This is a genomic window from Enterococcus faecalis, assembly GCF_029024925.1.
Lineage (GTDB): Bacteria > Bacillota > Bacilli > Lactobacillales > Enterococcaceae > Enterococcus > Enterococcus faecalis.
In genome coordinates this window covers 2,423,001-2,447,726 of record NZ_CP118962.1, presented here as the reverse complement: position 1 = coordinate 2,447,726, position 24,726 = coordinate 2,423,001, and the positions used below count along the sequence as shown (strand labels likewise).

The 24,726-nt window shown below is 37.3% G+C and carries 30 protein-coding genes, 1 tRNA gene and 1 pseudogene; 29 read left to right on the top strand and 3 right to left on the bottom strand.

The genetic code is table 11. From position 1 onward, the window contains the following. Nucleotides 1–13 precede the first annotated feature (13 nt). The 14 genes and pseudogenes from PYW42_RS12140 (at nt 14) to PYW42_RS12075 (ending at nt 6,283) form a co-directional block, all read left to right on the top strand. Nucleotides 14–919 (top strand): phage baseplate upper protein, encoded by a 906-nt coding sequence (locus tag PYW42_RS12140; RefSeq protein WP_010816178.1) that lies wholly within the window; start codon nt 14–16, stop codon nt 917–919. Then, nucleotides 916–1,233 carry a hypothetical protein gene (locus tag PYW42_RS12135; RefSeq protein WP_002411009.1) on the top strand — a complete coding sequence of 106 codons (318 nt, stop codon included), beginning with the start codon at nt 916–918 and terminating at the stop codon, nt 1,231–1,233. Before PYW42_RS12140 ends, PYW42_RS12135 begins: the two co-directional genes overlap by 4 nt. Next, nucleotides 1,226–1,543 (top strand): hypothetical protein, encoded by a 318-nt coding sequence (locus PYW42_RS12130; protein WP_010816177.1) that lies wholly within the window; start codon nt 1,226–1,228, stop codon nt 1,541–1,543. Before PYW42_RS12135 ends, PYW42_RS12130 begins: the two co-directional genes overlap by 8 nt. Next, nucleotides 1,543–2,031: a hypothetical protein gene (locus tag PYW42_RS12125; protein ID WP_002411010.1), complete on the top strand. Its 489-nt coding sequence runs from the start codon at nt 1,543–1,545 to the stop codon at nt 2,029–2,031. The genes PYW42_RS12130 and PYW42_RS12125 overlap by 1 nt, the downstream gene beginning before the upstream one ends. A gap of 10 nt (nt 2,032–2,041) precedes the next feature. Further along, nucleotides 2,042–2,362 carry a hypothetical protein gene (locus PYW42_RS12120; protein ID WP_002374000.1) on the top strand — a complete coding sequence of 107 codons (321 nt, stop codon included), beginning with the start codon at nt 2,042–2,044 and terminating at the stop codon, nt 2,360–2,362. Between the two features lies 1 nt (nt 2,363). Continuing rightward, nucleotides 2,364–2,519: an XkdX family protein gene (locus PYW42_RS12115; RefSeq protein ID WP_002411012.1), complete on the top strand. Its 156-nt coding sequence runs from the start codon at nt 2,364–2,366 to the stop codon at nt 2,517–2,519. 33 nt (nt 2,520–2,552) lie between these two features. Next, nucleotides 2,553–2,774, top strand: a complete 222-nt coding sequence (locus PYW42_RS12110) for a hypothetical protein (RefSeq protein ID WP_002374005.1) — start codon at nt 2,553–2,555, stop codon at nt 2,772–2,774. Further along, nucleotides 2,767–3,000: a phage holin gene (locus PYW42_RS12105; RefSeq protein WP_002417568.1), complete on the top strand. Its 234-nt coding sequence runs from the start codon at nt 2,767–2,769 to the stop codon at nt 2,998–3,000. Before PYW42_RS12110 ends, PYW42_RS12105 begins: the two co-directional genes overlap by 8 nt. Then, the gene (locus tag PYW42_RS12100; protein WP_010816176.1) at nt 3,001–4,086 is read left to right on the top strand and encodes an SH3 domain-containing protein; all 1,086 of its coding nucleotides are present in this window, start codon (nt 3,001–3,003) and stop codon (nt 4,084–4,086) included. 394 nt (nt 4,087–4,480) lie between these two features. Next, nucleotides 4,481–5,014: a PBECR4 domain-containing protein gene (locus tag PYW42_RS12095; protein ID WP_002402066.1), complete on the top strand. Its 534-nt coding sequence runs from the start codon at nt 4,481–4,483 to the stop codon at nt 5,012–5,014. A 24-nt stretch (nt 5,015–5,038) separates the two neighbouring features. Then, nucleotides 5,039–5,112: transfer RNA gene (locus PYW42_RS12090), tRNA-Ile, on the top strand. A gap of 101 nt (nt 5,113–5,213) precedes the next feature. Continuing rightward, entirely contained in the window at nt 5,214–5,699 is a 486-nt protein-coding gene (locus PYW42_RS12085) for a hypothetical protein (RefSeq protein WP_010816175.1), read from the top strand. 68 nt (nt 5,700–5,767) lie between these two features. Next, nucleotides 5,768–5,929, top strand: a pseudogene (locus PYW42_RS12080) (JAB domain-containing protein); the annotation flags it as partial. Between the two features lie 153 nt (nt 5,930–6,082). Further along, a complete protein-coding gene (locus PYW42_RS12075) occupies nt 6,083–6,283 on the top strand; it encodes a cold-shock protein (RefSeq protein WP_002355121.1) in 201 nt (66 codons plus the stop codon). A gap of 105 nt (nt 6,284–6,388) precedes the next feature. Here the strand turns inward: PYW42_RS12075 and rnjA are convergent, their stop codons facing one another. The 3 genes from rnjA to PYW42_RS12060 form a co-directional block, all read right to left on the bottom strand. Beyond that, entirely contained in the window at nt 6,389–8,074 is a 1,686-nt protein-coding gene (rnjA, locus tag PYW42_RS12070; RefSeq protein ID WP_002355122.1) for a ribonuclease J1, read from the bottom strand. A 1-nt stretch (nt 8,075) separates the two neighbouring features. Then, nucleotides 8,076–8,288, bottom strand: a complete 213-nt coding sequence (locus PYW42_RS12065; RefSeq protein ID WP_002355123.1) for a DNA-directed RNA polymerase subunit epsilon — start codon at nt 8,286–8,288, stop codon at nt 8,076–8,078. A gap of 277 nt (nt 8,289–8,565) precedes the next feature. After that, complete coding sequence (locus PYW42_RS12060) at nt 8,566–8,979, bottom strand: YbaN family protein (RefSeq protein WP_002411002.1); 414 nt, start codon at nt 8,977–8,979, stop codon at nt 8,566–8,568. 228 nt (nt 8,980–9,207) lie between these two features. Here PYW42_RS12060 and efrA point away from each other — a divergent pair, with 228 nt between their 5' ends. The 15 genes from efrA (at nt 9,208) to PYW42_RS11985 (ending at nt 24,724) form a co-directional block, all read left to right on the top strand. Continuing rightward, nucleotides 9,208–10,935: a multidrug efflux ABC transporter subunit EfrA gene (efrA, locus tag PYW42_RS12055; RefSeq protein WP_010708444.1), complete on the top strand. Its 1,728-nt coding sequence runs from the start codon at nt 9,208–9,210 to the stop codon at nt 10,933–10,935. Continuing rightward, complete coding sequence (gene efrB, locus PYW42_RS12050) at nt 10,932–12,701, top strand: multidrug efflux ABC transporter subunit EfrB (protein WP_002365186.1); 1,770 nt, start codon at nt 10,932–10,934, stop codon at nt 12,699–12,701. Before efrA ends, efrB begins: the two co-directional genes overlap by 4 nt. Before the next feature lie 242 nt (nt 12,702–12,943). Beyond that, nucleotides 12,944–13,435, top strand: coding sequence for a gamma carbonic anhydrase family protein (locus PYW42_RS12045; RefSeq protein ID WP_002355129.1), 492 nt, complete (start codon nt 12,944–12,946; stop codon nt 13,433–13,435). Nucleotides 13,436–13,448: 13 nt separating this feature from the next. Continuing rightward, nucleotides 13,449–14,600, top strand: coding sequence for a non-hydrolyzing UDP-N-acetylglucosamine 2-epimerase (gene wecB, locus PYW42_RS12040; RefSeq protein WP_025189139.1), 1,152 nt, complete (start codon nt 13,449–13,451; stop codon nt 14,598–14,600). Nucleotides 14,601–14,674: 74 nt separating this feature from the next. Beyond that, the gene (locus tag PYW42_RS12035; RefSeq protein ID WP_002411004.1) at nt 14,675–15,352 is read left to right on the top strand and encodes an HAD family hydrolase; all 678 of its coding nucleotides are present in this window, start codon (nt 14,675–14,677) and stop codon (nt 15,350–15,352) included. A 207-nt stretch (nt 15,353–15,559) separates the two neighbouring features. Then, a complete protein-coding gene (mltG, locus tag PYW42_RS12030; RefSeq protein ID WP_002375722.1) occupies nt 15,560–16,945 on the top strand; it encodes an endolytic transglycosylase MltG in 1,386 nt (461 codons plus the stop codon). Nucleotides 16,946–17,205: 260 nt separating this feature from the next. After that, the gene (greA, locus tag PYW42_RS12025; RefSeq protein WP_002355133.1) at nt 17,206–17,685 is read left to right on the top strand and encodes a transcription elongation factor GreA; all 480 of its coding nucleotides are present in this window, start codon (nt 17,206–17,208) and stop codon (nt 17,683–17,685) included. A gap of 150 nt (nt 17,686–17,835) precedes the next feature. Further along, nucleotides 17,836–18,567, top strand: a complete 732-nt coding sequence (gene liaF / locus PYW42_RS12020; protein ID WP_002381168.1) for a cell wall-active antibiotics response protein LiaF — start codon at nt 17,836–17,838, stop codon at nt 18,565–18,567. Further along, complete coding sequence (locus PYW42_RS12015; RefSeq protein WP_002365182.1) at nt 18,564–19,667, top strand: sensor histidine kinase; 1,104 nt, start codon at nt 18,564–18,566, stop codon at nt 19,665–19,667. Before liaF ends, PYW42_RS12015 begins: the two co-directional genes overlap by 4 nt. Beyond that, nucleotides 19,642–20,274 (top strand): response regulator, encoded by a 633-nt coding sequence (locus PYW42_RS12010; RefSeq protein ID WP_002355137.1) that lies wholly within the window; start codon nt 19,642–19,644, stop codon nt 20,272–20,274. Before PYW42_RS12015 ends, PYW42_RS12010 begins: the two co-directional genes overlap by 26 nt. Before the next feature lie 103 nt (nt 20,275–20,377). Next, nucleotides 20,378–21,043: a potassium channel family protein gene (locus tag PYW42_RS12005; RefSeq protein ID WP_002355139.1), complete on the top strand. Its 666-nt coding sequence runs from the start codon at nt 20,378–20,380 to the stop codon at nt 21,041–21,043. Nucleotides 21,044–21,097: 54 nt separating this feature from the next. After that, on the top strand, nt 21,098–21,427 hold the full coding sequence (locus PYW42_RS12000; RefSeq protein WP_002355140.1) for a HesB/YadR/YfhF family protein: 330 nt from the start codon (nt 21,098–21,100) through the stop codon (nt 21,425–21,427). A gap of 203 nt (nt 21,428–21,630) precedes the next feature. Beyond that, complete coding sequence (locus PYW42_RS11995) at nt 21,631–22,569, top strand: glycosyltransferase family 2 protein (protein ID WP_002365181.1); 939 nt, start codon at nt 21,631–21,633, stop codon at nt 22,567–22,569. Nucleotides 22,570–22,715: 146 nt separating this feature from the next. Then, nucleotides 22,716–23,849, top strand: coding sequence for an ABC transporter ATP-binding protein (locus PYW42_RS11990; RefSeq protein ID WP_002385276.1), 1,134 nt, complete (start codon nt 22,716–22,718; stop codon nt 23,847–23,849). Continuing rightward, a complete protein-coding gene (locus PYW42_RS11985; protein ID WP_002355143.1) occupies nt 23,849–24,724 on the top strand; it encodes a carbohydrate ABC transporter permease in 876 nt (291 codons plus the stop codon). The genes PYW42_RS11990 and PYW42_RS11985 overlap by 1 nt, the downstream gene beginning before the upstream one ends. Nucleotides 24,725–24,726: the final 2 nt, after the last annotated feature.

Below are 24,726 nucleotides of genomic sequence, written 5' to 3'. Positions count from 1 at the left end.
AAGGAGCAAATAAATGGTTAAATGGCAAGCGACACTAAGCACTACGGAGCCATACAATTACATTGGCATACAAAATGTACGGCAAGGGAACCGAAATACCGAAGTTTTAGAAGCTATATTAGTTGAAAATGCTTTGCCACTTGATTTAACAGGTTGCGAAGTATTTTTTGAATCAGTTATTGATAAAGAGTATCCGATTCAACGAGCAGCAAAAATTGTGAATGCCAAAAAAGGGATTATCCAGTATACCTTTGATGAATACTCTATGCAGTCATTGCACAGACAGGAAGCATACTTCAGTATTCATAAAGGCGACAATCTAATTGGCTCAACGCAGAACTTTTCTTACTTTGTTGTGAATGCTGTTTCTAAAACAGAAGGTGAAATGGGTTCTTATTGGCAGTCCATTGAAGATTTAATCGCAGACATGACCGCTTTTATCAACGAAAACAAAGGCGACTTCACAGCATGGATGAACGCTAGAAAAGAAGAGTTTGAGGAATGGCGTAAAAATCAACAAGATACATTTGAGGCTTGGCGAAACGGCCAAGAATCAGATTATCTAATGTGGTTCGAGTCGATCAAAGATATTTTAAAAACTGTTGATCCAGGCGGCACAATGTTAGCCGAATTAATGGATGCACGTGTAGACATACAAGGAGTGCGCCACAATTCACTTTCAGAGCGTTTATTGGCTGATATGGATTATTTGTATCAGAGATTAGAGGAACGCTTATTTACATTAAAACATGGCAATGTAAGTACACTGGAAATTCTTCAAGATGATTCATTTTCAACCAATCATCAAGTGAAAGTAATCGGTAGTGTTAACCGTCCGATGAAAGATGGCGCATTGATTATTGCTAAAATTGATGATGAAAAACAAAACACGTTTAGAATTGAGGGTGTTAGTAAATGATAGAATCAAAAAGAATGATGGAAACAGATGAAAAAGGCGTTAAACGTCAGTTTTTTCCGATGACACACGTATCAGCAATCATTGGATTATCAGAAATAATGGGCGGGCAATCGATGGTTTCATCTGTTAACGGAAGATCAGGCCCAGTAATTATTACACGTGCAGATTTAGATTTACCTAAAGATGGTGTGATGATATCTCAAGAAGAATATTCAAAAATCACACAAATCATCGCAGATTATGAAGCAGGTAAACTAGGTGGTTCTAGTGTGGAATTTGAAAAAGTAAAAGGAGATGAAGAATCAAATGCCTGATTTATATGTAGTTAAAAAAGACGGCGTAGCTATTGATGTACAAACTAGTACAACTGGTGTTGTTGGATTAAATGAATTTGTAGATGCAAAACTTGGTGATGCTGGAGCAGGTACTGTTTCATCTGTAAATGGTCATACAGGCGAAGTTATATTGAATGCTGCTGACGTAAAAGCATTGCCTGACACTACTGTTATTCCAACAATACCAAGTAATGCTACTGCTGAAAAAGACGGTTTAATGTCTAAAACGGATAAAGCGAAACTGGATGCATTGCCAGTTTTCACATTTGAAAAGGTGGGTGAAGTTTAATGGATATTGTTCAATTAATGGAAAACAATGAGCCAAAAGCAATGGCAACTGTGGTAGAAGCTGTCGATGGATTAGAAAATTATCCAACTAAAGCAGATGCCGACAAATCATATCAAAAGATTATTCAAGGATCACCGCTATGGACCGGTGTGTGGTATGGTGGAGCTTCCGGAAGTGGCACAACACCATCAAAGCCACTGTCGCAGTGCCAAAATGGTTGGATTTTGCAATGGCAGGAAATGAGTTCAACAGGACAAGCCAATGACGCAGTTTTTCAATTCCAGTACGTGCCAAAAAATCACATCTCTAATAGCGGGAGTGGTGGAACTGTGTTTAATTTAAACGCGTATAATGGCAAAAATCCTCAAACAAAATATTTGTATATAAAAGATGCAAAAATCACTGGTCATGATTTAAATGCACCTGACGGTACAGCTGCTGGATCGGGGAATAAAATGTATATTTTGACAAAAATTTTCGAATATTAGGAGGGGTAAAATGAAAATATGGATTGATAATGTAAAAGGGTTTTTGCAAGGTTATTCACTAGTAGAACAACCGAAAACAATTGAAGTTGAAGTAAATGAAGATTTTTCTGACTTCTTCAATTATCGATGGGATGGAACGAGTTTAATTTACGATCCTGACAACGTCCCAGAACCTGCCCCAACACCACCAACGGAATTGGAACTTTTACAAAAACAGAATGCTGAACTAATGAAGCAAGTTTCTCAGCAAAATCAAGTTATTCAACAAACTCAAAGAATGACTGGTGAATTGATGAAACAAGTAGCTGAACTTACGAAAGGGGCGGAATAAGATGAAAACGAATGTTTTTCCAGGTTTCGATAATATTAAACAGTTGTATGATTGGAATTGTTATACAAAACAGGATTTAGTTGATTACGTGAATATGAATTGTTTAACCGAAGAAGAATACACAAAAATTTGTGGGGAACCGTTTAGCGAAAGCTAGACGGTTTTATGGTAAGTAGAAAGTAGGTGCAGGATGAACTTAACACTAGAACAATGGTTAGCGCTGATTACATTTTTAGGCGGAATTATCTTCGCATTAATGAAATTCTATCATGTCTTTTCTCAATTAGAAGATAGCATGAAAGAACTAAAACAGGCTGTTGACCGATTAAATAACCATGAAGTGCGTATTAGTCGATTGGAAGAACAAAATAAAACCCTCTTTCGAGGAATTGGAGGAAATAAAAATGATTGATTGGAAATCAAGAATAAAAAACAAACAATTCTGGTTGTCTCTTATTCCTGCAGTTTTGTTACTGATTCAAGTAGTTGCAGTCCCTTTTGGGTATAAATTTCAAATTGATGTGATTAATCAGCAATTGCTAGATGTTATCAATGCAGTGTTTGTTGTATTAACTATTTTAGGAATTGTGACAGACCATACAACGCCTGGATTATCAGATAGAAAAGGAGACAAATAGATGAAAAAGAAAATTTTAGCAGGAGCGCTAGTCGCTCTATTTTTTATGCCCGCAATCAATGTAGATGCTTACCAAGTAGAAACCCGCGGAAATATTAACGCAGGTTGGCCATCAACAGTTAATCGATACATCATTGCGCATGATACTGCAAATATGGACGCTGGTGTAGAAAACGAAGCCAATAACATGCTTAACAACTGGCAACGACAAGAAGCGTTTACGCAATATGTTGTAGGTGGAGGGGGCCGTGTACTTCAGGTAGCGGAAAACGGTCGTATAGCTTGGGGCGCAGGAGATGCAAACCCTTATGCTCATGCACAAGTCGAATTAGCCAATACTTCAAATAAAGCTATGTTTAAGAAAGACTATGCAGCTTACGTTAACTTATTACGTGATTTAGCACGTCAAATTAATGTGACGTTTGATTTAGACGATCCGACAGGTTACGGCATAAAAACTCATTTGTGGGTGACAAACAATTTAGGTGGAAATCACACAGATCCTTACGGCTATTTGGCATCTTGGGGGATTAGCAAGGCACAGTTTGCACAAGATTTACAAACTGGGCTTCCAGAAGACGGTAGTGAAGTTATTGTGAACCCTGGTAAGCCCAATCAACCTAAATACAAAGTTGGGCAGCACGTTCGCTTTACAACAATCTACAAAAATCCAGATGCGCCAATTGAACAACATATCAATGCTAATACTTTATGGACACAGGTTGGAACCATTACACAAAAACTAAATGGCCGTAAAAACTTGTATCGTATCGAAAATAGTGGTAAATTATTAGGTTATGCAAACGATGGTGATATTGCTGAGCTATGGGAAAATAGTAAACCAACGCCAGCAAAAACTTTTACTATCGGTGTTAGTGAAGGTATCGTTCTTCGCAACGGTGCGCCAAGCTTGTTAGCGCCTGTATACGGAGTATGGCCGAAAGGTTCTACTTTTAAGTATGATTCAGTTCGTGTAGCAGATGGCTATGTTTTCTTAGGTGGCTCTGATGTAAACGGAACACGCATTTATATTCCAGTTGGCCCAAATGATGGAAATCCATCGAATACCTGGGGAACTGGATACTAAGAATAACTTTCTTTGAGTCGCCTTCCCAAAGGTGACTCTTTTTTTTGTTATTTAATTAAAATTAACAATATGGCAACCAGCTGATGATCAGGCACATTTACGTGTTTGTAAGTGAAAAAATCTTCTTAAACTTGTTTTTATGCTGTATTTTAAATAATTTCATGAGATATTTTTATTGCATACGATACATTTAGATGTTATATTAAGTGTGAGGAAAGGATATCATTACCTCGTTTTCTAGTCTAGCTTTAGATCATTATTTACAAGCAAAGTGGGAATTGAGTGCACCCACGTTCCCCAGCAGGTGGGTTAACCTAGCGTTGGTCAGCATGGGACGGTATCCATGATTTGCACTCTTTTTTTTTATGTCTAAAATTATAGAGGAGTTGTAAAAATGCCTAAAGATTTGCAGAAAACATACAACTTATTTTTATCAAATCTTGATGGCAAAATGGCTGTTATAACAACGCCATTTGTTAAACTGGACTGTTTTTATGTAAAATTTGACATCTTACAACTCCCACATTTATTGGGTTTACACAAAATTTATAAGGATTCACCTAGAATAATTTGTCAAAAATTGAATGATGAAGTTATTACATATAAACATCTGCAAAGGCACAGCAATTTTGGTACTATAAAAGATCGAGTAGAGCTATTTGAATTTATTCTAGAAATATTTTTAGAGGGATACAATGATTCAGTGATATATGTGTCTGAAGCAGATAAGTTTGGTTCATCTATGAAACTAGACATAGCTTTTAGCCATCCGCATAAAAATAAAATATTAACACTTGGATTACGTGAAGTAAACGATTGTGTCTATGCACCAGTCACTTTCTACGTATCAAAGAGTAGTCGCCCAACATTTACTAAATCAAAAAGAGCAAAAATTCTAACTTTAGAGCTTATTTCATTTAATTTATAGATTACTTAATAAGTAAAGTTTTCAGGACCATTAGCTCAGTTGGTTAGAGCAAACGGCTCATAACCGTTCGGTCACAGGTTCGAGTCCCGTATGGTCCATAGTAAAACATCTGCCTCTTTTTCTTATGAGAAATAGGTATTTTTTTGTTGAAAAATAGAACAAACGTTCGTATAATGTTTCTGATAGGAGAGTGTATCAGATGGTGAGACGAACTAAAAAAGAGTTTAAACCTTACAATGATTATGTTGACCGTCCTTTTGAATTAAAGTGGCCAACGGCGTTTCCGTTGGGCGAATTGACTGAAGCAATAAAGAGTACTGATGAATATCATGCTCGCAATATTGATAGACTGCCTCAACAATCCCAAAAGCAAATAGAATATTTTTTGGATCGTTCAATCAAACAAAATAAGGTACTAGAAATTCAGCTGAACTCATTAGATGAATATGATCGTGTAAAACCACATGTTTTTGGTGTTTTCCGTGGGATGGCAGAATTCGATGTTGTGCTGATTGGTGAACAAGAAATCGATTTTTACGATATAAGACATATCCAGATTCATAATTTCACGAAATGGAGTGAAGAATATGTGATAGAAGAAAATCCATTCGAGGAAGAACAAGAACACTGCGAAACGATAGATGAATTTGTGGACGAATATTTCAATGATGAGTGGATAGAATAATTAAAAACGCAAAAGCTCTGCTTCTCAGTTACGGGAAGTAGAGCTTTTTTGTTTGCACTAAAATATATCATCCATCTGGCAATCCGACACCGTCTCCACAAGATATCCAATTTACCAAACGAATGGAAGAATGTGGCGAAATGATGGGGATTCAATTGTTGGATCATATTATTGTTGGTGATAGCGGATACATTAGTTTGAGAGAAGAGAATTTTTTTGCTTCAGAATGAGGACAATTCTTGCAAAAATATTTTATCACGTGTAAAATGAAAGGGTAATCTTGTTTGGAATTATGTAGACTTTTTAAATTTTTTTAAATATTCTATTGGAAGCGAGCAAAGTTACGACTATTTATGTGCAAATGCACGAGGAGGAACAAAAGAATGGAACAAGGAACAGTAAAATGGTTTAACGCAGAAAAAGGTTTTGGGTTTATCTCACGCGAAGACGGAAGCGACGTATTCGTACACTTCTCAGCTATCCAAGGTGATGGTTTCAAAACTTTAGAAGAAGGTCAAGCAGTGACTTTTGATGTTGAAGATTCAGACCGTGGCCCTCAAGCAGTTAACGTAGAAAAAAACTAATAAAAAATAATCCAAAAACACCTAACATGCGTTAGGTGTTTTTTTGTTAGAAAAAATAGAGAAGAAAAATGGACAAGCATTTTTCTTCTCTATTAAATGAGAGCTTTATTGATCACTAACTGTGGCAGTCATAATCATTGGCAGAATCATTGGATGACGTTCTGTTTGTTCAAACAAGAAAGGCTGTAAAGCGGTCGTCATGGCTTCGCCTAATTTTGCTTCGGTACAGTTTTTATCTTTCATTGCTTCACGTAGAGCATTGAATAAAAGACGTTGGCCTTCATGAATCATATCACCAGACTCACGCATGTAGACAAAACCACGGGAAAGAATGTCTGGACCAGCCATAATTTCTTTATTTTTAATATCAACTGTTGCTACCGCTAAAACTAAACCTTCTTCAGATAAGATACGACGATCCCGTAAAACAACATTCCCGATATCACCGACACCATTTCCATCAACGTACACGTCATTAGCGTTGAAGTGACCAGCAGGACGTGCGCTATCAGCCGTTAAAGCTAAGACATCGCCGTTGCCCATGATAAAGCAATTTTCTTCAGGAACCCCTGTATCTTGAGCGAGCGAAGCATGGATTTTTAACATTCTAAATTCACCATGAACAGGCATGAAATATTTAGGCTTCATCAAACGAAGCATTAATTTTTGCTCTTCTTGTCCACCGTGACCAGAAGTATGGATATTATTGATTTTTCCGTGGATAACTTCTGCACCGGCTTCAGATAATAAGTTGATTAAACGGTTAACGCTTGTCGTATTCCCAGGAATTGGTGAACTTGAGAAAACAACCGTATCGCCTGGTTGAATACTAATTTGGCGATGTGTACCGTTAGCAATCCGACTAAGCGCGGCCATAGGTTCTCCTTGAGAGCCAGTACATAAAATCATTGTTTCATTTGCTGGCAATTGATTCAGTTCCGCCGCATCGACAAACGTTCCTTTTGGCACTTTGATGTAGCCTAAGCGTTCGCCATTGACAATGGCATTTTCCATGCTACGACCAAAAACAGCAATTTTGCGACCGGTTTTCACGGCTGCATCAGCAGCTTGTTGTAAACGGAAAATGTTTGAAGCAAAACTGGCAAAGATAATCCGACCATCAATTTTTTCAAAGATTTTTAAAATAGAGGTCCCAATTGTTTTTTCGGATTTTGTAAAGGTGGGTATTTCAGCATTGGTACTGTCTGAAAGAAGACAAAGAACGCCTTCTTCACCTAATTTTGCCATTCTGTGTAAGTTGGCTGGCTCGCCAACGGGTGTAAAGTCAAACTTAAAGTCACCTGTTGCGACAATGTTACCAGAAGGCGTTTTAACCACAACGCCCAAGGCATCAGGAATACTGTGAGTCGTCCGGAAAAAGCTAATCGCTGTTTTTCTAAAACGAATCACCGTATCTTCATTAATTTCGTGTAATTCCGCTTCTCGCAATAAACCATGTTCATCTAGTTTGTTGGTAATTAAAGCCAAGGCTAGTGGTCCCGCATAGATTGGGATATTCGCTTGACGTAAAAGATAAGGAACGCCACCAATATGGTCTTCATGACCGTGGGTAATAACGAGTGCTTTGACTTTATGCAAATTTTGAACGATGTAGCTATAATCTGGAATCACGTAGTCAATCCCAAGTAAATCATCTTCTGGGAATTTGATCCCAGCATCAATAATGATAATTTCATCTTGGAATTGTACCCCATATGTGTTTTTTCCAATTTCGCCTAAACCACCGATTGCAAAAACGCCAGTTTCGTTATTTTTTATGTTTACTTTCATGTTAAAACTCCGTTAGAGTGAAGTCCGCATGTTCTTGCTCGTAAGCAAGATGTTTTTCGTCTAATAATTGAACGTATTCAATATTGTATGGGGTATTTTCTTCAACTAATTGGCGCACGATTACATCGCTATCGGCTTCCATGTAAAGAGATTTTGTGTCTTCTCTTTTTGGGTTTCTGATTTTTGTTTCTTGATAGTATACTTTGTAAATCATCGATTCATTTCTCCTTCAGCTACTAATAGTAGCAATTTATAGTTTTTTTCATTTTAAGACAGAAAATTAAACACAACAAAACGAGGTGCTGATCACCTAAAAAAGAATGCTCATCAAAAACATCTGTTAATGATGAAATGAAGCCTCGACTTTGCTTCATTCTGGGTATTTGATTTTATGTGTTCTTTTTTCAACCGTCCCGTGTGTTGTGAATAACAACAATTAAGCTTATTTTATCATAGAATGATAAGGAAGTATAGAAACACTCACTGGACTTTTAAAAAAAACAAACTTCTTGTTTCGCCTTATTCTTGATCAAGTTCGAGTGCCTTTTTTTAGGACGCCAATACCAACTTAAGCCAATCACGTGGGCTAAATAAACAATCGCTAAAGTCGTAGTCATCAACGTATTTCGGACAATTAAACACGGAATGGCAAATAAAAGAAACATGGAAATAAATAGTTTCCATTTACCTCTACGAGTAATTTTTTTCTCAAAGAAGGCTTCTTGGATATATTTTTGATAATAAGAAGAAGCTAAAAATTTGTTATAAAGTTTATCTGAACTACGCATCCAAAAAAAGGCCGTTAATAAATAAAAACCAGTGGTGGGTAAAAGCGGCAAAAAGATTCCTAACGTGCCTAAAGCAAACGTACAGGAACCGAGAAAAATGAAGAATAATTTTTTCATTCAAAGGGTCCTTTCAGTTTTTCCCAATTATGGCACAATCAAAAGGAAGTAGCAATTTTAATCGTATAAGTAAATCATTAAAATTATCTATTTTTTAGAAAATCTAAAAGAGAAAGGATAGAAAGCGAAAGGCTGTTTTTTCTAGCCAGACAGCTTGTATTACCGATTTCTTTTTGATACAGTGGGAGTACTAGAAAATTTAAAGTAAGATAAGAAGGAGATGATTAATTGAAGTTAATGTGGCGTTACACAATGCGTTATAAGAAATTACTTTTCGCTGATTTTATTTGTGTGTTTGGTTTTATTTTGATTGAATTAGGCTTGCCGACCATTTTAGCACGAATGATTGACAAAGGAATTATTCCTAAAGATATGGACTATATTTATCAGCAAGGGATTTGGATGGTTGTAATTACGATTATTGGTGTCGCAATGAATATTTTGCTAGGGTACTTTGGTGCCAGAATTACAACAAACATTGTTCGTGATATTCGTGATGATTTATTTGAAAAGATTCAAACTTTCTCACACAGTGAATATGAAAGTATTGGGGTTTCTTCCTTAATTACGCGAACTACCAATGATGCATACCAAATTATGCTCTTCATGGGAAATATTTTACGTCTTGGCTTTATGACGCCAGTGATGTTTATTGCCAGTCTTTACATGGTGATGCGGACGAGTCCGTCGTTAGGAATGTACGTTTTAGGTGCCTTGCCTTTTCTACTGCTAGCAGTTGTCGGAATTGCTCGTTTGTCAGAACCGTTATCTAAAAAGCAACAAAAGAACTTAGATGGAATCAATGGGATTTTAAGAGAAAATCTTTCTGGATTGCGGGTAATACGCGCATTTGTTAATGAAAAATTTGAAGAATCTCGTTTTAATAAAGTCAATGAAACTTACACTAAAAGTTCAAAAAGCCTGTTTCGTTTAATGGCAGCAGCCCAACCAGGGTTCTTTTTCTTATTTAATATTGTAATGGTCTTAATCATTTGGAGCGGGACTGTTCAAATCAGCCATGGGGATTTAGAAGTTGGGAATTTAATAGCTTTTATTGAATATATTTTCCATGCGCTGTTCTCGTTTATGTTATTTGCCAGTGTCTTTATGATGTATCCTCGGGCTGCGGTTTCGGCTTCGCGGATTCAAGAAGCCTTAGACATGGAACCAGCTATTCGTGAAGAAGAAGGCGTAACAGAAACAGCTACTAAAGGCTATCTAGAGTTTAAAAATGTAACCTTTGCCTATCCTGGACATGCGGAAAGCCCAGTCATCCGCAATGTAAGTTTTAAGGCGTCACCTGGTGAAACAGTGGCCTTTATTGGGAGCACAGGTAGTGGGAAATCAACATTAATTCAATTGATTCCACGGTTTTATGATGTATCAGAAGGTGAAATTTTAATCGATGGAGTGAACGTAAAAGAGTACAAACTTAGTGCATTACGCAATAAGATTGGCTATATTCCACAAAAAGCGTTACTTTTTACTGGTACAATTGCTGATAACCTTCGCTACGGTAAGGAAGATGCGACGTTAGAAGAAATGGAACGAGCAATTGACATTGCTCAAGCAACAGAATTTGTTTCACAAAAACCGCAAGGCTATGATGAACCTCTTTCAGAAGGTGGCACGAACTTTTCTGGTGGTCAAAAACAACGTTTAGCTATCGCACGGGCGATTATTCGCAATCCGGAAATTTATATATTTGATGATAGTTTTTCTGCGTTAGATTATCAAACAGATGCAAATTTACGAGCGCGTCTGAAAAAAGAAACAACAGAATCTACTGTTTTAATTGTGGCACAACGTGTTGGAACAATTATGCATGCGGACCGCATTGTTGTTTTAAACGAAGGCGACGTGGTCGGAATTGGCACACATCGTGAATTACTTGAGACTTGTCCAATTTACTATGATATTGCGGCTTCTCAATTGTCAGAGGAGGAATTAGCATGAAACACGCCTTTTCTTCTATGAAACGAATCGGTCGCTATATTAAACCGTACCGAGTGACGTTTTATTTAGTTATTTTATTTACAATATTAACCGTTGCCTTTAATGCAGCGTTGCCTTATTTGACTGGATTACCAACGACAGAAATTAGCCGTAATATTGCGGCTGGCGAATCCATTAATTTTGATTATGTAATCCAATGTTTAATTTGGATTTTAGTTGTGGGAACAGGTTATTGTGTGGCACAATTTTTGTCAGGCTTTTTAATGACGAATGTCGTTCAACAATCCATGCGCGATTTACGTCGCGATATTGAAGAAAAAATCAATCGTTTGCCAGTTTCTTATTTTGATAAGAACCAACAAGGAAATATTTTGTCACGGGTGACGAACGATGTGGATGCTGTCAGCAATGCGATGCAACAAAGTTTTATTAATATTGTTTCGGCAGTCCTAGGTATTGTGATGGCGGTAGTGATGATGTTCTTAATCAATCCGCTGATGGCGATTTTTTCAGTAATTATGATTCCGTTGTCTCTGATTATTTCAAGAACAATTGTTAAAATCTCCCAGAAATATTTCCAAGGAATGCAAAATTCTTTAGGAGACTTAAATGGTTATGTTCAAGAAAATATGACTGGGTTCAGTGTTTTAAAACTATATGGTCGGGAAAAAGAAACCCTTGAAGGCTTTAAACAAGTTAATCATCGTTTAAATGGTTTTGGTTTCAAAGCATCCTTTATCTCAGGATTAATGTTGCCATTGGTTCAGATGACCGCTTATGGGACCTATATCGGGGTAGCTGTCCTTGGTAGTTACTATGTGGTTGCTGGTGTGATCGTAGTGGGGCAATTACAAGCGTTTATTCAATATATTTGGCAAATTAGCCAACCAATGGGGAATATTACGCAGTTGTCTGCAGCTTTACAAAGCGCTTCAGCTTCGACCATGCGGATTTTTGAAATCCTAGATGAGCCAGAAGAAGAACTTAACGAACAAGATGTTCCTTTGCCAGAACCTATTTTAGGCTCTGTTGAATTTGAAAATGTCAGCTTTAGTTATGACCCAGAAAAACCGTTAATTCGTAATTTGAACTTTAAAGTTGATGCGGGCCAAATGGTTGCGATTGTGGGACCAACTGGCGCTGGGAAAACAACCTTAATCAACTTACTGATGCGTTTTTATGATGTAACAGAAGGCGCCATTAAAATTGATGGCATTGATACGAAAAAAATGAACCGTAGTGATGTCCGATCTGTATTTGGAATGGTATTGCAAGATGCTTGGTTGTATAAAGGTACCATTGCAGATAACATTCGTTTTGGGAAGTTAGATGCCACGGATTATGAAGTTGTCGATGCAGCGAAAACGGCCAATGTGGATCACTTCATTCGGACAATGCCAGACGGGTATGAAATGGAAATCAATTCTGAGGGAGATAACGTTTCCCTTGGTCAAAAACAATTGTTGACCATTGCCCGAGCGGTAATTTCTGATCCGAAAATTTTGATTTTAGATGAGGCGACTAGTTCAGTCGATACACGCTTGGAAGCCTTAATTCAAAAAGCAATGGATCGTGTTATGGAAGGACGAACGAGTTTCGTTATTGCCCACCGCCTATCAACTATTCGTGAAGCTGATTTAATTCTTGTTATGAAACAAGGAGAAATCATTGAAAAAGGTACGCATCATGAGTTGCTGGAACAAGGTGGCTTCTATGAAAAACTATACAATAGTCAATTTGCTGAAGAAGGCGACTATGAGGAATAAAAAGAGGTCGGGACAGAAGCGCTTAACTCCGAGAAATAAGAAGGAATTTCCGAAAATTGTTCTGTAATTTTTGGAGAATTCCGGCTTATTTCCGAAGGAGTTGCTTTTGTTCCCGCCGTTTATCAGTTTTTGAGCGTGGAGCAAAAATCCAAAGTGATTTTTGTCCCACGCTCTTTTCTTGTCTTTTTTACTATGAAAGTGAGGAATTCTTGTCTATACTTAATGAAAAGAGGTGACAGAGTTTGAAAAAAGAATATTTTATTGCTGCTAGTGCAGATGTCTATGGAAACGTACAACTAGCGAAGGATAGTAATATTTGGTTTCAGTCGGTCTTAAGAGGTGACAGTAACACAATTACCATTGGTGAAGGTAGTAATATTCAAGATGGCACGATTATTCATGTTGATGAAGATGCCCCGACAATTGTAGGCAAGTATGTAACGGTGGGCCATCAATGCATGTTACACGGTTGTAAAATCGGTGATGGTGCTTTGATTGGCATGGGTTCAACGATTCTAAATAATGCCATTATTGGAGAAAACAGCCTGATTGGTGCGGGCTCTTTAGTGACAGAAGGCAAAATTATCCCGCCAAATGTTTTAGCATTTGGTCGACCCGCGAAGGTTATCCGTCCGTTAACGGCAGCAGAAATAGCCAGTAATCATACGAACGCCTTACATTATATTCAACGAGCAGAAGAATTTCGCCAACAAAAATACCCGAAACTAACATAGAATTAGGAGGAAAATGATGAAGAAAATTAAAGTAATGACGGTTTTTGGAACACGGCCAGAAGCGATCAAAATGGCCCCCTTAATCAAAGTTTTAGAAGAGCAAAGTGAAGGATTTGACTCTGTAGTAGTCGTAACAGCGCAACATCGCCAAATGTTGGATCAAGTGTTAGAAGATTTTCAAATTACACCGAATCATGATTTAAATATCATGAAAGATGGGCAAACCTTAACAGATATTACAAGTCGTGTTTTGAATTTATTAACTGAGGTTCTTGTGACAGAACAGCCGGATATTGTCTTGGTTCATGGCGATACAACCACGTCATTTGCGGCTGCATTGGCTGCTTTTTATCAACAGATTCCAGTGGGACATGTGGAAGCAGAATTGCGGACCTGGCAAAAATATTCTCCGTTTCCGGAAGAAATGAATCGTCAACTGGTAGATGTGTTAACTGATATTTATTTTGCCCCAACTACTCAAAGTAAGGACAATTTAATCAAAGAAAATCATCCAGAAGAACATATTTATGTGACTGGCAATACAGCGATTGACGCGATGGCGTACACCGTTGATGCCCACTATCAAAATGATTTATTGGAAAAAATCCCTACAGACCAACGCATTGTACTAATCACAATGCATCGTCGTGAAAATTTAGGCCTGCCAATGGCAAATGTTTTTAAAGCTGTTCGTCGACTTGTAATGGAACATCCAGAAATTGAAGTCATTTTCCCTATGCACAAAAATCCCAAAGTCCGTGAAATAGTAGCGGAACACTTAGGTGAATTAGCTCGTGTGCATTTAATTGAACCATTGGATGTCAAAGATTTTCAAAATTTTGCAGCGAAAAGTGCGTTAATTTTAACTGATTCTGGCGGTGTGCAAGAAGAAGCTCCTTCCTTAGGGGTGCCAGTTTTAGTTTTACGAGATACAACGGAACGTCCAGAAGGCGTAGCGGCAGGAACATTGAAATTGGTTGGTACAGACGAACAAGTAGTCTATCAAGAGGCGAAAACATTATTGACTGATTCTGATGCTTACCACGCGATGGCGCATGCACAAAATCCGTATGGGGATGGTCAAGCTAGCCGTCGAATCGTTGAAGCCATTGCCTATGAAATGCAGCAATCAGATAAAAAACCAGATACGTTTACAGCAAAATAAATAAAAAGGCAGAGAAGCGCTGAAAAATGTGCTTCTTTTGCGTATCTTATTTTGAAGAATCAATTAGACAAAAAATGCTAGAAAGTAGTGAAGTGAAGATGTATCAAACGATTTTATTTGATTTAGATGGCACAATTACGGATTCTGGTAGCGGCATTATGCGTTCTATTTTGTACGCAACAGAACAATTAGGCTGGCCAGCTCCTAGCGAGGAGACGTTACGTTCTTTCATAGGGCCGCCTTTATATGAGTCATTTTTGCACATGGCGCCTTCAGCTGAAGCAGCGCAACAAGCCGTGGGTCATTATCGAGCGTATTATCAGAGAAAAGGTATGTTTGAAAATCATGTGTATCCAGGGATCCCAGAGGTACTAACAAGGTTAAAGGAAGCGGGAGCAAAGTTATACATTGCGACTTCCAAGCCAGAAGAATTTGCTAAAAAGATTATTACTCATTTTGATTTAGATCGTTATTTTACAGGCATCTATGGAGCGAGCATGGACGGTCATCGTTCTAAAAAAGCAGATGTGATTCAGTATGCATTAACGGAAGCTCAATTAGACCCAACCAAAGAAGCAATTATCATGGTTGGTGATCGTAATCATGACATTCTTGGTGCTCAACAAAATGGCTTAGATAGTATAGGTGTCTTGTATGGATTTGGTGAAGAAATAGAATTACAAGAGGCGGGAGCGACATTCCTAGTACAATCGCCTAAAGACTTAGGTGCTATTTTGCTACAAAATTCTTAATAGAAAATGGATTTTCGATAAATTTAGGAGGATTTTAAGATTTATTATCGTTTCAATAGAAAAGCGCCATCATAGGCTTTAAACGTTGTCAATGATGAATTTTTTATCAGGGAATGACGGTCTTTTTATTAAAAACATTTAATTTTAAAGAGGTTTCATGTATAATAGTTTCAGTCATAAACGATAGAATAGTAAGGAGGGTTAGTTTTGGCTAATGATAACCAAAATAACCAAGATCCCAAATCTTCGCTTAGAGATCAAGTAACTGGGTCTTTAAAAGGTAGAAATGATGGCGATCAACCTGATTCCTCTGAAAAAAATGATAGGTCTCCCCAACCTTCATCTGATGAATCACAAGAAACAGCGAGCCGCACAACACAAACACGTGCAGGTTCTAGAGCTGCTCGAAGACGTGGGAAAGACAAGACGACACAGACAGTCGAAGAGCCAACCCCGATTGAAACAGACGAAAAGCCAACAAATACAAAAAAACAAACACGTAAAAAAGAAGATCGTTTAGTCGGTCGTATCGTGTTAATTGTAGTTTCTGTATTGGTTTTAATGATGGCAATCTTTGGGTTTACTTTTTATAAATATGTAGACGCTGGGCTACAACCACTAGACAAGAACAATAAGAAGCTTGTTCAAGTGCATATCCCAGAAGGATCTTCTAATAAGCAAATTGCTGCGGTTTTAGAAGAAAGCAACGTCATTAAAAGCGGAATGGTTTTTAACTACTACGTAAAATTTAAAAACTTAACAGATTTTCAAGCGGGCTATTATCAAATGTCTCCAAGCATGACACTCGATGAAATTGGTGAAATGCTAAAAGAAGGAGGCACGCCAGAACCAACTAAAATTGCAGATGGCAAAGTAACGATTCCTGAAGGCTACGATATAGATAAAATTGGCGAAGCTATTGAAAAAAATACAGATTTCAAGAAAGCAGATTTCATTGCATTAATGAAAAACGAAGACTTCTTCAATCAAATGAAAGCTAAGTATCCTGATTTACTTGAAAGTGCTGCAACTGCAGAAGGTGTTCGTTATCGCTTAGAAGGCTATTTGTTCCCGGCAACTTATGATTACTACAAAAAAGCAACACTTCCTGAATTTGTCGAACAAATGATTGCTAAAATGAACACAGTAATGGAACAATATACGCCGACAATTCATGCAAAGAATTTAACCAATCAGCAAGTCTTAACGTTAGCTTCATTGGTTGAAAAAGAAGGAGTCAAAGAAGCAGACCGCAAACAAATTGCGCAAGTATTCTTTAACCGCTTGGCTGCCGATATGCCAATCCAATCAGATATTTCTATTTTGTATGCTCTAGGAGAACACAAAGAAACTGTAACGTATGCTGACTTGGAAGTGGACTCGTCTTATAACTTGTATAAAAATACTGGTTATGGACCAGGACCATTAGATAGCCCAAGTGAGGAGTCAATTAAAGCAGTCTTGAATCCGACACCAAGTGACTATTTATACTTTGTAGCAGATATTTCTACAGGAAAAGTCTACTTCTCAAAAACATATGAAGAACATCAAGTATTAGTAGATCAGTATGTCAATAATTCAAGTAGTGAATAAAATGAAAACATAAAAGAGCTTGGTGAATCAATTTTGTATGATTCACCAAGCTTTTAGATACTCAAAAAGTAATCTGTTTAACAGAGGGAAAGAGTAGTAACTAGAAATTTATATAAATAAAATTTAGCAAAATCACAAAAATTCAATAATTATATTTACAATTTAGAAAAAGCGTGGTACTCTTTTGTGGATTGAAAGCGGAATTTTTTTCAATAACCAACCAAGAACTACGTATCGTTAAGCGAAAAAGGAGAATTAACATGGTAGAAAAAGTATATCCAATGACTCTTGAAGGAAAAGAAAAATTAGAACAAGAGCTAGAAGAATTAAAAACAATTAAACGTAAAGAAATCGTAGAGCGTATTAAAATCGCTCGTAGCTTTGGGGATCTTTCAGAGAACTCAGAGTATGAATCAGCTAAAGATGAACAAGCTTTCGTTGAAGGACGTATTACAACGTTAGAAAATATGATTCGTTTTGCAGAAATCATCGATAATGATGGCGTGGACCAAGACGAAGTTTCCATCGGTAAAACAGTTACTTTCCAAGAATTGCCTGATGGAGAAGAAGAGGAATACACAATCGTAGGAAGTGCCGAAGCCGATCCATTTTCTGGTAAAATTTCTAATGATTCACCGATTGCGCAAGCCTTAATTGGTAAACAATTAGGCGACCAAGTGATTATTGCAACACCTGGTGGCGACATGACAGTTAAAATTACAAAAGTTGAAGCAAACTAAATAATTGAGTAGGGCAGGCAGCTTCCAAGGCCTGTCCTTTCGCAATCTATGACATTTAGGGCTAAAGTCCTATGGTAACCTGAGGCGCAAACCACTATGATTAAATAAAATAAACGAGTAAAATAAATGACAGAGGGAGGAGGCAAATCTATGAATAACCCTTGGCGCTTTTTTATCGTCGCAGAAGCATTACTTTTTATTCTGGCGTTATGGCAAATTGTACATAATCCTGGATTAGCTGTTTTATTAACAATTGGCGTTTTACTTGTGGCCTATGTTTCCAGGAAAGCATCTAAAACACATTTTAACAACTTTCAATTCGTCCTCGGCGTTGTTTTTATTGTCATTGGTGCAATGAACAGCACGGCTGTTTGGTTTATGCTGATTTTTGGCGTACTCTTTATCGGCTTAAAAGGCTTTGAGATTTCAGGCGTGGATATAGCTGAGCGAGCACCTTGGCGTAAAAAACAAATGATTATGGTGGAGACGGCGGCAAAAGAACCTAAAAATGGCAAACGATTTAAACGCCGCTGGTTTGCCAACGAACGCATTGGTAACAATATCTATGAATGGGACGATATCAATATTGATTTAATCTCTGGGGACACCATTATTGATTTAGGTAATACGCTACTACCGAAAGAAGACAATATTATTATTATTCGTAAAGGTTTTGGCCGCACGCGAATTCTAGTACCGTTAGGTGTAGCAATTTTGTTAGAACATTCAACTTTTTACGGAACGGTACGTTTTGAAGAAGAAAAATATCAATTGAAAAACGAATCATTAAAAATTTACAGCAATGATTATGATACCAATCTTCGTCGTTTGAAAATTATGACGAACACTTTAGTAGGAGATGTTGAGGTGATCCGTGTATGACCGATCGGATTTCAAGACGCATGATTTCATTATATGCGTCCCTTAGCACCTTTATTGTTATCTTAATTACATTGTTTTCATATTTTCATTCGATTAAACAAAACCGGTGGCTATTAGAGCTTCTTCAGAGAAAAGTCTTTTATTTACCACTAATTGTGCACATTGTTCTCATATCCTTACTAATAGGCTTATTGACCTTTTTACTGATTTCATTGGTTCAAAAAGGGCAATATGGACGGATTGAAGAAAAACTTCGGTTATTGGCCAATGGTAATTATGAAAGTCCAGTCTTAAACAAACCAACGACCAGTGAAAATCAAGACCATTATCTAACCGAAGTCGAACAAGATATTTGGTCGATTAAAAATAAATTATTAGAGATGTCTAAAGAATTGCAATTATTAAACAGTCGACCGCAATTAATGGATGGGCAAACAAAAGAAGAAATTTTAGAGAACGAGCGGCATCGTTTGGCGCGGGAGTTGCATGATTCAGTCAGTCAACAACTTTTTGCAGCCATGATGATGTTGTCTGCCTTAAATGAACAAGCACAACGAACAGAAACCCCTGAACCATATCGCAAACAACTAGCCATGGTGGCAGAAATCATTAATGCCTCCCAATCGGAAATGCGCGCGTTACTGTTGCACTTGCGTCCTATCAGTCTAGAAGGAAAAAGTTTGCGTAAAGGTATTGAACAATTACTGAAAGAACTACAAACAAAAATTAAAATTGAATTGATTTGGGATGTTGAAGATGTTCATTTAAATAGCAGCATTGAGGATCATCTTTTCCGAATTGTGCAGGAATTACTTTCAAATACCTTAAGACATGCCAAAGCAAAGGAATTAGAGGTATACTTACACCAAGTCGATAAAAACGTGTTATTGCGTATTGTTGATGACGGTGTCGGCTTTGATATGAAGGAACAAAGTAATAAAGCCGGTAGTTATGGCTTAAATAATATCCGAGAACGTGTTGTCGGCATGGGCGGTACAGTTAAAATTATTAGTTTTAAAGGGCAGGGAACCAGCGTTGAAATTAAAGTTCCTGTCATAAAGGAGGAAACTGCAAGTGATCAAAGTAATGTTAGTGGATGACCATGAAATGGTCCGTTTAGGCGTTTCATCATATTTATCTATTCAAGAGGATATAGAAGTCGTAGGCGAAGCAGAAAACGGTAAGATTGGCTATGAAAAAGCATTGGAACTACGTCCAGATGTTATTTTGATGGATTTGGTAATGGAAGAAATGGATGGCATTGATTCAACCAAAGCGATCTTGAAAGATTGGCCAGAAGCCAAGATTATTATTGTGACGAGTTTTATTGATGATGAAAAAGTGTATCCGGCGATTGAAGCTGGTGCAGCAGGCTACCTATTAAAAACATCAACAGCTCATGAGATTGCTGATGCAATTCGGGCGACTTATCGCGGAGAGCGTGTGTTGGAACCTGAAGTGACGCATAAGATGATGGAACGGTTAACAAAAAAACAAGAGCCGGTGTTGCACGAAGATTTGACAAACCGGGAACACGAAATTTTAATGTTGATTGCACAAGGTAAAAGTAATCAGGAAATAGCTGATGAACTCTTTATCACTTTGAAAACAGTTAAAACACATGTTTCAAACATTTTAGCAAAACTAGATGTGGATGATCGGACCCAAGCGGCGATTTATGCTTTTCAACATGGTTTAGCCAAATAAATATCAGATAAATCCATAAATAAATTCTAGGAAATCCTTCTAGGAATTTATTTATGGATTTGTTATACTAATTTTAACGAACAGACAGGAGCGGTCAGAAGAAATGAAACAAAATTTTGCAATTATTGGTTTAGGACGTTTTGGCGGCAGCATATGCCAAACTTTGGTGGAAGCTGGTCAAGAAGTTTTGGCCATTGACAGCAGTGAAGACCGTGTCAATGAATATATGAATATTGCAACGCATGCAGTGGTGGCTAACGCCCAAGATGAAATGACGTTGCGTTCTTTAGGGATTCGGAATTTTGATCACGTAGTGGTGGCAATTGGTGAAGATATTCAAGCGAGTATTTTAGTAACATTAATGGTTAAAGAGATGGGGGTTCCCAATGTCTTAGCCAAAGCAGTCAATGAATATCATGCCCGTGTCTTAGATAAAATTGGGGCAGACATGGTCGTTCACCCAGAGCGAGATATGGGTATTCGAATTGCCCATAAACTTGTTTCACGCAATATTTTAGATTATATTGAATTATCTAGCGAATTTTCATTAGCTGAGGTTCGGGTCACCAATCCAAAATTTTACAATAAAACCTTAGCAGAATTAAATTTCCGTCAGCGATTTGGTTTAACTGTGGTAGCGATTCGCCGCTCGAAAACAGAAGTAATTGCTTCGCCAGATGCTTCTGAAATTGTTCGAGAAAACGATAATTTATTAGTTATCGGTGATACCGCAGATGTCGATTTATTAGATGAAAAAATGAATGGCTAAGCACTTTATTCTCTAAAAGCACTGCGCTGTGCTACAATAAATGGCGACAGAGATGTGAAGGAGGAACAAAGAATGAAATTAGAAGTGACACCGAAAGCCCAACAATGGTTTAAAGAAGAAACCGGGGTTCAGCCTGAGACAGGCATTCGTTTTTTCGGAAAAATTTACGGAAAAACACCTGTTCATGATGGTTTTTCCATTGCGATGTCTGTAGAAGCGCCAGATGAGCCAATGATTAAAGAGAACCTAGATGGGATTACCTATTTTATTGAAGAAACAGATGATTGGTTCTTTAAAGGGTATGATTTGATTGTTGATTATGATGAAAAGAATGATGAACCGCGTTATCAATTTGAAGCGAACCAAGAAGATTTAACAAAATAATTTTAGTGCTAAACAAAAGAGGCTGAAGTAGTGCGTAGGACTATTTCTGTTGCTTTCGTTTAACCGCTAGTCAGCCTGAGAAAGAATCGTTTTGGATTTTTTCTCAGGTTCTTTCTATTTAAGTTATTTTTAGTTGGATATCGTTATTTAATAAGGCTATTATATGGTATAATGATAATTAACTGAAGTGTGGAGGAAATAAAATGTTATCAATTGTTGTCCCTTGTTATAATGAGGAAGCAGCGATTCCGCTGTTTTTTGAAGAAGTAGAAAAAATTAGCCAGCAACTGTCTCATTCAGTAGAATATATATTTGTGAATGATGGCTCAAAAGATAAGACGTTAGCTGTTTTAAGACAGCTTTATCGCGAACATCCAGAGAAGGTCCGTTATCTTTCTTTTTCACGAAATTTTGGGAAAGAAGCAGGCTTATACGCTGGTTTAAAAGAAGCAACAGGTGACTTAGTGACAGTCATGGACGTTGATTTACAAGACCCGCCTGAGTTATTACCTCAAATGATTGAGATGATTGAAACCAGTGCAGATTTAGATTGTGTTGGCACACGACGCATAACAAGAGACGGTGAACCGCCCATTCGTAGCTTTTTTGCACGGATGTTCTATAAACTCATTAATCGAATTGCTGAGACGGAAATGGTGGATGGTGCCCGTGACTTCCGTGTCATGACCCGACAAATGGTCGATGCGATTTTAGAGTTATCTGAGTATAATCGTTTTTCAAAAGGGATTTTTAGTTGGGTCGGCTTTAAAACAGAATATATTGAATTTAAAAATCGAGAACGAATTGCTGGAGAAACCTCTTGGTCTTTCTGGAGTCTATTAAGTTATTCAATTGACGGGATTGTCAATTTTTCAGAAACACCATTGAATATTGCTTCATACGTTGGCGCCTTTTCGTGTATTGGTTCTGCACTAGCAATGTTAGTGATTATCTTTCGAACATTAGTTAATGGTGATCCAACAAGCGGCTGGCCTTCAATGGTTTGTATTGTACTTTTTGTAGGTGGTTTGCAACTATTATGTTTAGGAATTATTGGCAAATATATCGGCAAAATTTTCTTAGAAACGAAAAAACGACCAATTTATATTGTAAAGGAATCAGAAAAAGATTCTAAAAAATAACCAAAAAAGCAGAGAAAAATTCTCTGTTTTTTTGTTGTGCATTAAAAAAAGTGTAAATAGGATTTTCAGAAAAACAACATTTTTTACATAAAAAATACATTAACTTTACCTATTTTTATCTTAATGAAACAGCTTTGCTCTCGCGGTTGCAAGAAATAAATGTTAAAATCAAAAGGTATGCTATTAAATGTTTTTTTGGAGGTTGGGTCATGATAGAAGTTATCGACTTGAAAAAAGTATTCGATAATGGGTTTGAAGCGTTAAAATCGGTCAATTTTACGATTGAGCAAGGGGACTTGGTTTGTTTGTTAGGACCAAGTGGGTGTGGGAAATCCACAATTTTAAACTTAATTGCAGGTTTATTGCATCCAAGTGATGGAGATATTCAGTTTCGACAGCAATCGGTTGTCAAAACAGCACCAAAAGATCGGAACATCGGGTTCGTTTTTCAAAACTATGCCTTATATCCACATATGACTGTTCTAGAAAACGTAATGTTTCCTTTGACGGTAGGAAGTAAGAAAGTTCCCAAGGCAGAGGCACAAGCTATTGCCGAAGAATATATGAAACTAACGAATATTGAAGAGTTAAGCCATAAAAAGCCAGGCACACTTTCTGGTGGTCAACAACAGCGTGTTGCGATTACCCGGGCGTTAGTTCAAAAACCAGATGTTTTATTATTAGATGAGCCTTTAAGTAACTTGGATGCACGTTTGCGTTTGAAAATTCGTGAAGAAATCCGCCGCTTGGTGAAAGAAGTAGGCATTACAACAATCTTTGTAACGCACGACCAAGAGGAAGCGCTATCAATCAGTGATAAAATTATTTTATTAAACGAAGGGGTTATTCAACAAAATGATGAACCTCAAAACCTTTACTTAGAACCAAATAACTTATTTGTTGCTCAGTTCATAGGTAACCCAATTATTAATTTATTGTCTGTTGAAGTGAAAGACGGCAAAATGTACCACGAAAGTTTTGAAATTCCGCTTGAGCGTTTTGAGCAAGCACGCTTTAAAATGCCAATGACTGATGGGAAATATACGTTTGCTTCTCGTCCAGAAGATGTGGTACCAACTGAAACAGGTCTCTTTACCACAACGACAGATTTAGTGGAATTGATTGGTCGAGAACGTATTTTACGATTTACATTAGGAAATGAACAAGTGAAATCAATTGTAAGTGTAGAAGAAGCGATTGAAGAAGGAGACACTTTATCTTTTGATTTTTCATATAAAAAAGTATTTATCTTTAACGAAGCGGGAGACCGGGTTTACTAATGAAAAAATACAATCCAGAAAATCAACCAAAAGCATGGCTCTTCCTTCTGCCATCATTAGGAATCATTTTACTGTTTAGCGTTTATCCGCTGTTTCGTTCTTTGTGGATGAGCTTCCAAAAAGGTTCCTTAATTAACCAACGCTACGCTGGTTTAGAAAATTACCAACGTGTATTGAATGATCCAATCTTCTATAAAGCGTTAAAAAATACAGCGCTCTATGCATTTGCTGTGGTACCGATTGCCTTGATAATTTCCCTAGCAATTGCTTGGATTATCTTTGAAAAAGTTAAACATAAGAGTTTCTTTGAAACGATTTTCTTTATGCCTTATGTAACGAGTACGATTGCCATTGGGATTGTCTTCCGTTACTTCTTTAATGGCGATTATGGAATTGTCAATTACGTCTTAGGCTTTTTCGGCATTCCTTCTGTCAACTGGCTAGATAATGTTCAAATGAGTATGCCGACATTGATTATTTTTGGGGTTTGGACGAGTTTAGCATTTAATATTATTATTTTGTTGGCTGGGTTGAGAAATATTGATGAAGAACATTTTAAAATTGCAAAAATGTTTGGCGCCTCAGACGGCGAAATTTTCCGACGTATTACGTTTCCGCAGCTAGTCCCGACCATTGCCTTTTTATTAACGGTCAATTTAATTGGCGCCTTTAAAGTTTATACACAAGTTTATGCTTTATTCGGTGGTCGTGCGGGGATTGCCAACAGTGCCACAACCGCAGTGTACTATATTTATGACAAATTCCACATTGCAGGGCGTCCCGGAATTGCGATGGCCGCCACGGTGATTTTATTTGTGATTATTTTAGTGGTCACTTTCTTACAAAATAAACTCTTAAAGAAAGTGGGGCAATAAGC

What these genes read in the sequence shown, in the direction of transcription:
- PYW42_RS12140 (WP_010816178.1), top strand. Translation starts at nt 14, where the DNA reads ATGGTTAAATGGCAAGCGACACTAAGCACTACGGAGCCATACAATTAC.
- PYW42_RS12135 (WP_002411009.1), top strand. Translation starts at nt 916, where the DNA reads ATGATAGAATCAAAAAGAATGATGGAAACAGATGAAAAAGGCGTTAAA.
- PYW42_RS12130 (WP_010816177.1), top strand. Translation starts at nt 1,226, where the DNA reads ATGCCTGATTTATATGTAGTTAAAAAAGACGGCGTAGCTATTGATGTA.
- PYW42_RS12125 (WP_002411010.1), top strand. Translation starts at nt 1,543, where the DNA reads ATGGATATTGTTCAATTAATGGAAAACAATGAGCCAAAAGCAATGGCA.
- PYW42_RS12120 (WP_002374000.1), top strand. Translation starts at nt 2,042, where the DNA reads ATGAAAATATGGATTGATAATGTAAAAGGGTTTTTGCAAGGTTATTCA.
- PYW42_RS12115 (WP_002411012.1), top strand. Translation starts at nt 2,364, where the DNA reads ATGAAAACGAATGTTTTTCCAGGTTTCGATAATATTAAACAGTTGTAT.
- PYW42_RS12110 (WP_002374005.1), top strand. Translation starts at nt 2,553, where the DNA reads ATGAACTTAACACTAGAACAATGGTTAGCGCTGATTACATTTTTAGGC.
- PYW42_RS12105 (WP_002417568.1), top strand. Translation starts at nt 2,767, where the DNA reads ATGATTGATTGGAAATCAAGAATAAAAAACAAACAATTCTGGTTGTCT.
- PYW42_RS12100 (WP_010816176.1), top strand. Translation starts at nt 3,001, where the DNA reads ATGAAAAAGAAAATTTTAGCAGGAGCGCTAGTCGCTCTATTTTTTATG.
- PYW42_RS12095 (WP_002402066.1), top strand. Translation starts at nt 4,481, where the DNA reads ATGCCTAAAGATTTGCAGAAAACATACAACTTATTTTTATCAAATCTT.
- PYW42_RS12085 (WP_010816175.1), top strand. Translation starts at nt 5,214, where the DNA reads ATGGTGAGACGAACTAAAAAAGAGTTTAAACCTTACAATGATTATGTT.
- PYW42_RS12075 (WP_002355121.1), top strand. Translation starts at nt 6,083, where the DNA reads ATGGAACAAGGAACAGTAAAATGGTTTAACGCAGAAAAAGGTTTTGGG.
- rnjA (WP_002355122.1), bottom strand. Translation starts at nt 8,074, where the DNA reads ATGAAAGTAAACATAAAAAATAACGAAACTGGCGTTTTTGCAATCGGT.
- PYW42_RS12065 (WP_002355123.1), bottom strand. Translation starts at nt 8,288, where the DNA reads ATGATTTACAAAGTATACTATCAAGAAACAAAAATCAGAAACCCAAAA.
- PYW42_RS12060 (WP_002411002.1), bottom strand. Translation starts at nt 8,979, where the DNA reads ATGAAAAAATTATTCTTCATTTTTCTCGGTTCCTGTACGTTTGCTTTA.
- efrB (WP_002365186.1), top strand. Translation starts at nt 10,932, where the DNA reads ATGAAACACGCCTTTTCTTCTATGAAACGAATCGGTCGCTATATTAAA.
- wecB (WP_025189139.1), top strand. Translation starts at nt 13,449, where the DNA reads ATGATGAAGAAAATTAAAGTAATGACGGTTTTTGGAACACGGCCAGAA.
- PYW42_RS12035 (WP_002411004.1), top strand. Translation starts at nt 14,675, where the DNA reads ATGCTAGAAAGTAGTGAAGTGAAGATGTATCAAACGATTTTATTTGAT.
- greA (WP_002355133.1), top strand. Translation starts at nt 17,206, where the DNA reads ATGGTAGAAAAAGTATATCCAATGACTCTTGAAGGAAAAGAAAAATTA.
- liaF (WP_002381168.1), top strand. Translation starts at nt 17,836, where the DNA reads ATGAATAACCCTTGGCGCTTTTTTATCGTCGCAGAAGCATTACTTTTT.
- PYW42_RS12015 (WP_002365182.1), top strand. Translation starts at nt 18,564, where the DNA reads ATGACCGATCGGATTTCAAGACGCATGATTTCATTATATGCGTCCCTT.
- PYW42_RS12005 (WP_002355139.1), top strand. Translation starts at nt 20,378, where the DNA reads ATGAAACAAAATTTTGCAATTATTGGTTTAGGACGTTTTGGCGGCAGC.
- PYW42_RS11995 (WP_002365181.1), top strand. Translation starts at nt 21,631, where the DNA reads ATGTTATCAATTGTTGTCCCTTGTTATAATGAGGAAGCAGCGATTCCG.
- PYW42_RS11985 (WP_002355143.1), top strand. Translation starts at nt 23,849, where the DNA reads ATGAAAAAATACAATCCAGAAAATCAACCAAAAGCATGGCTCTTCCTT.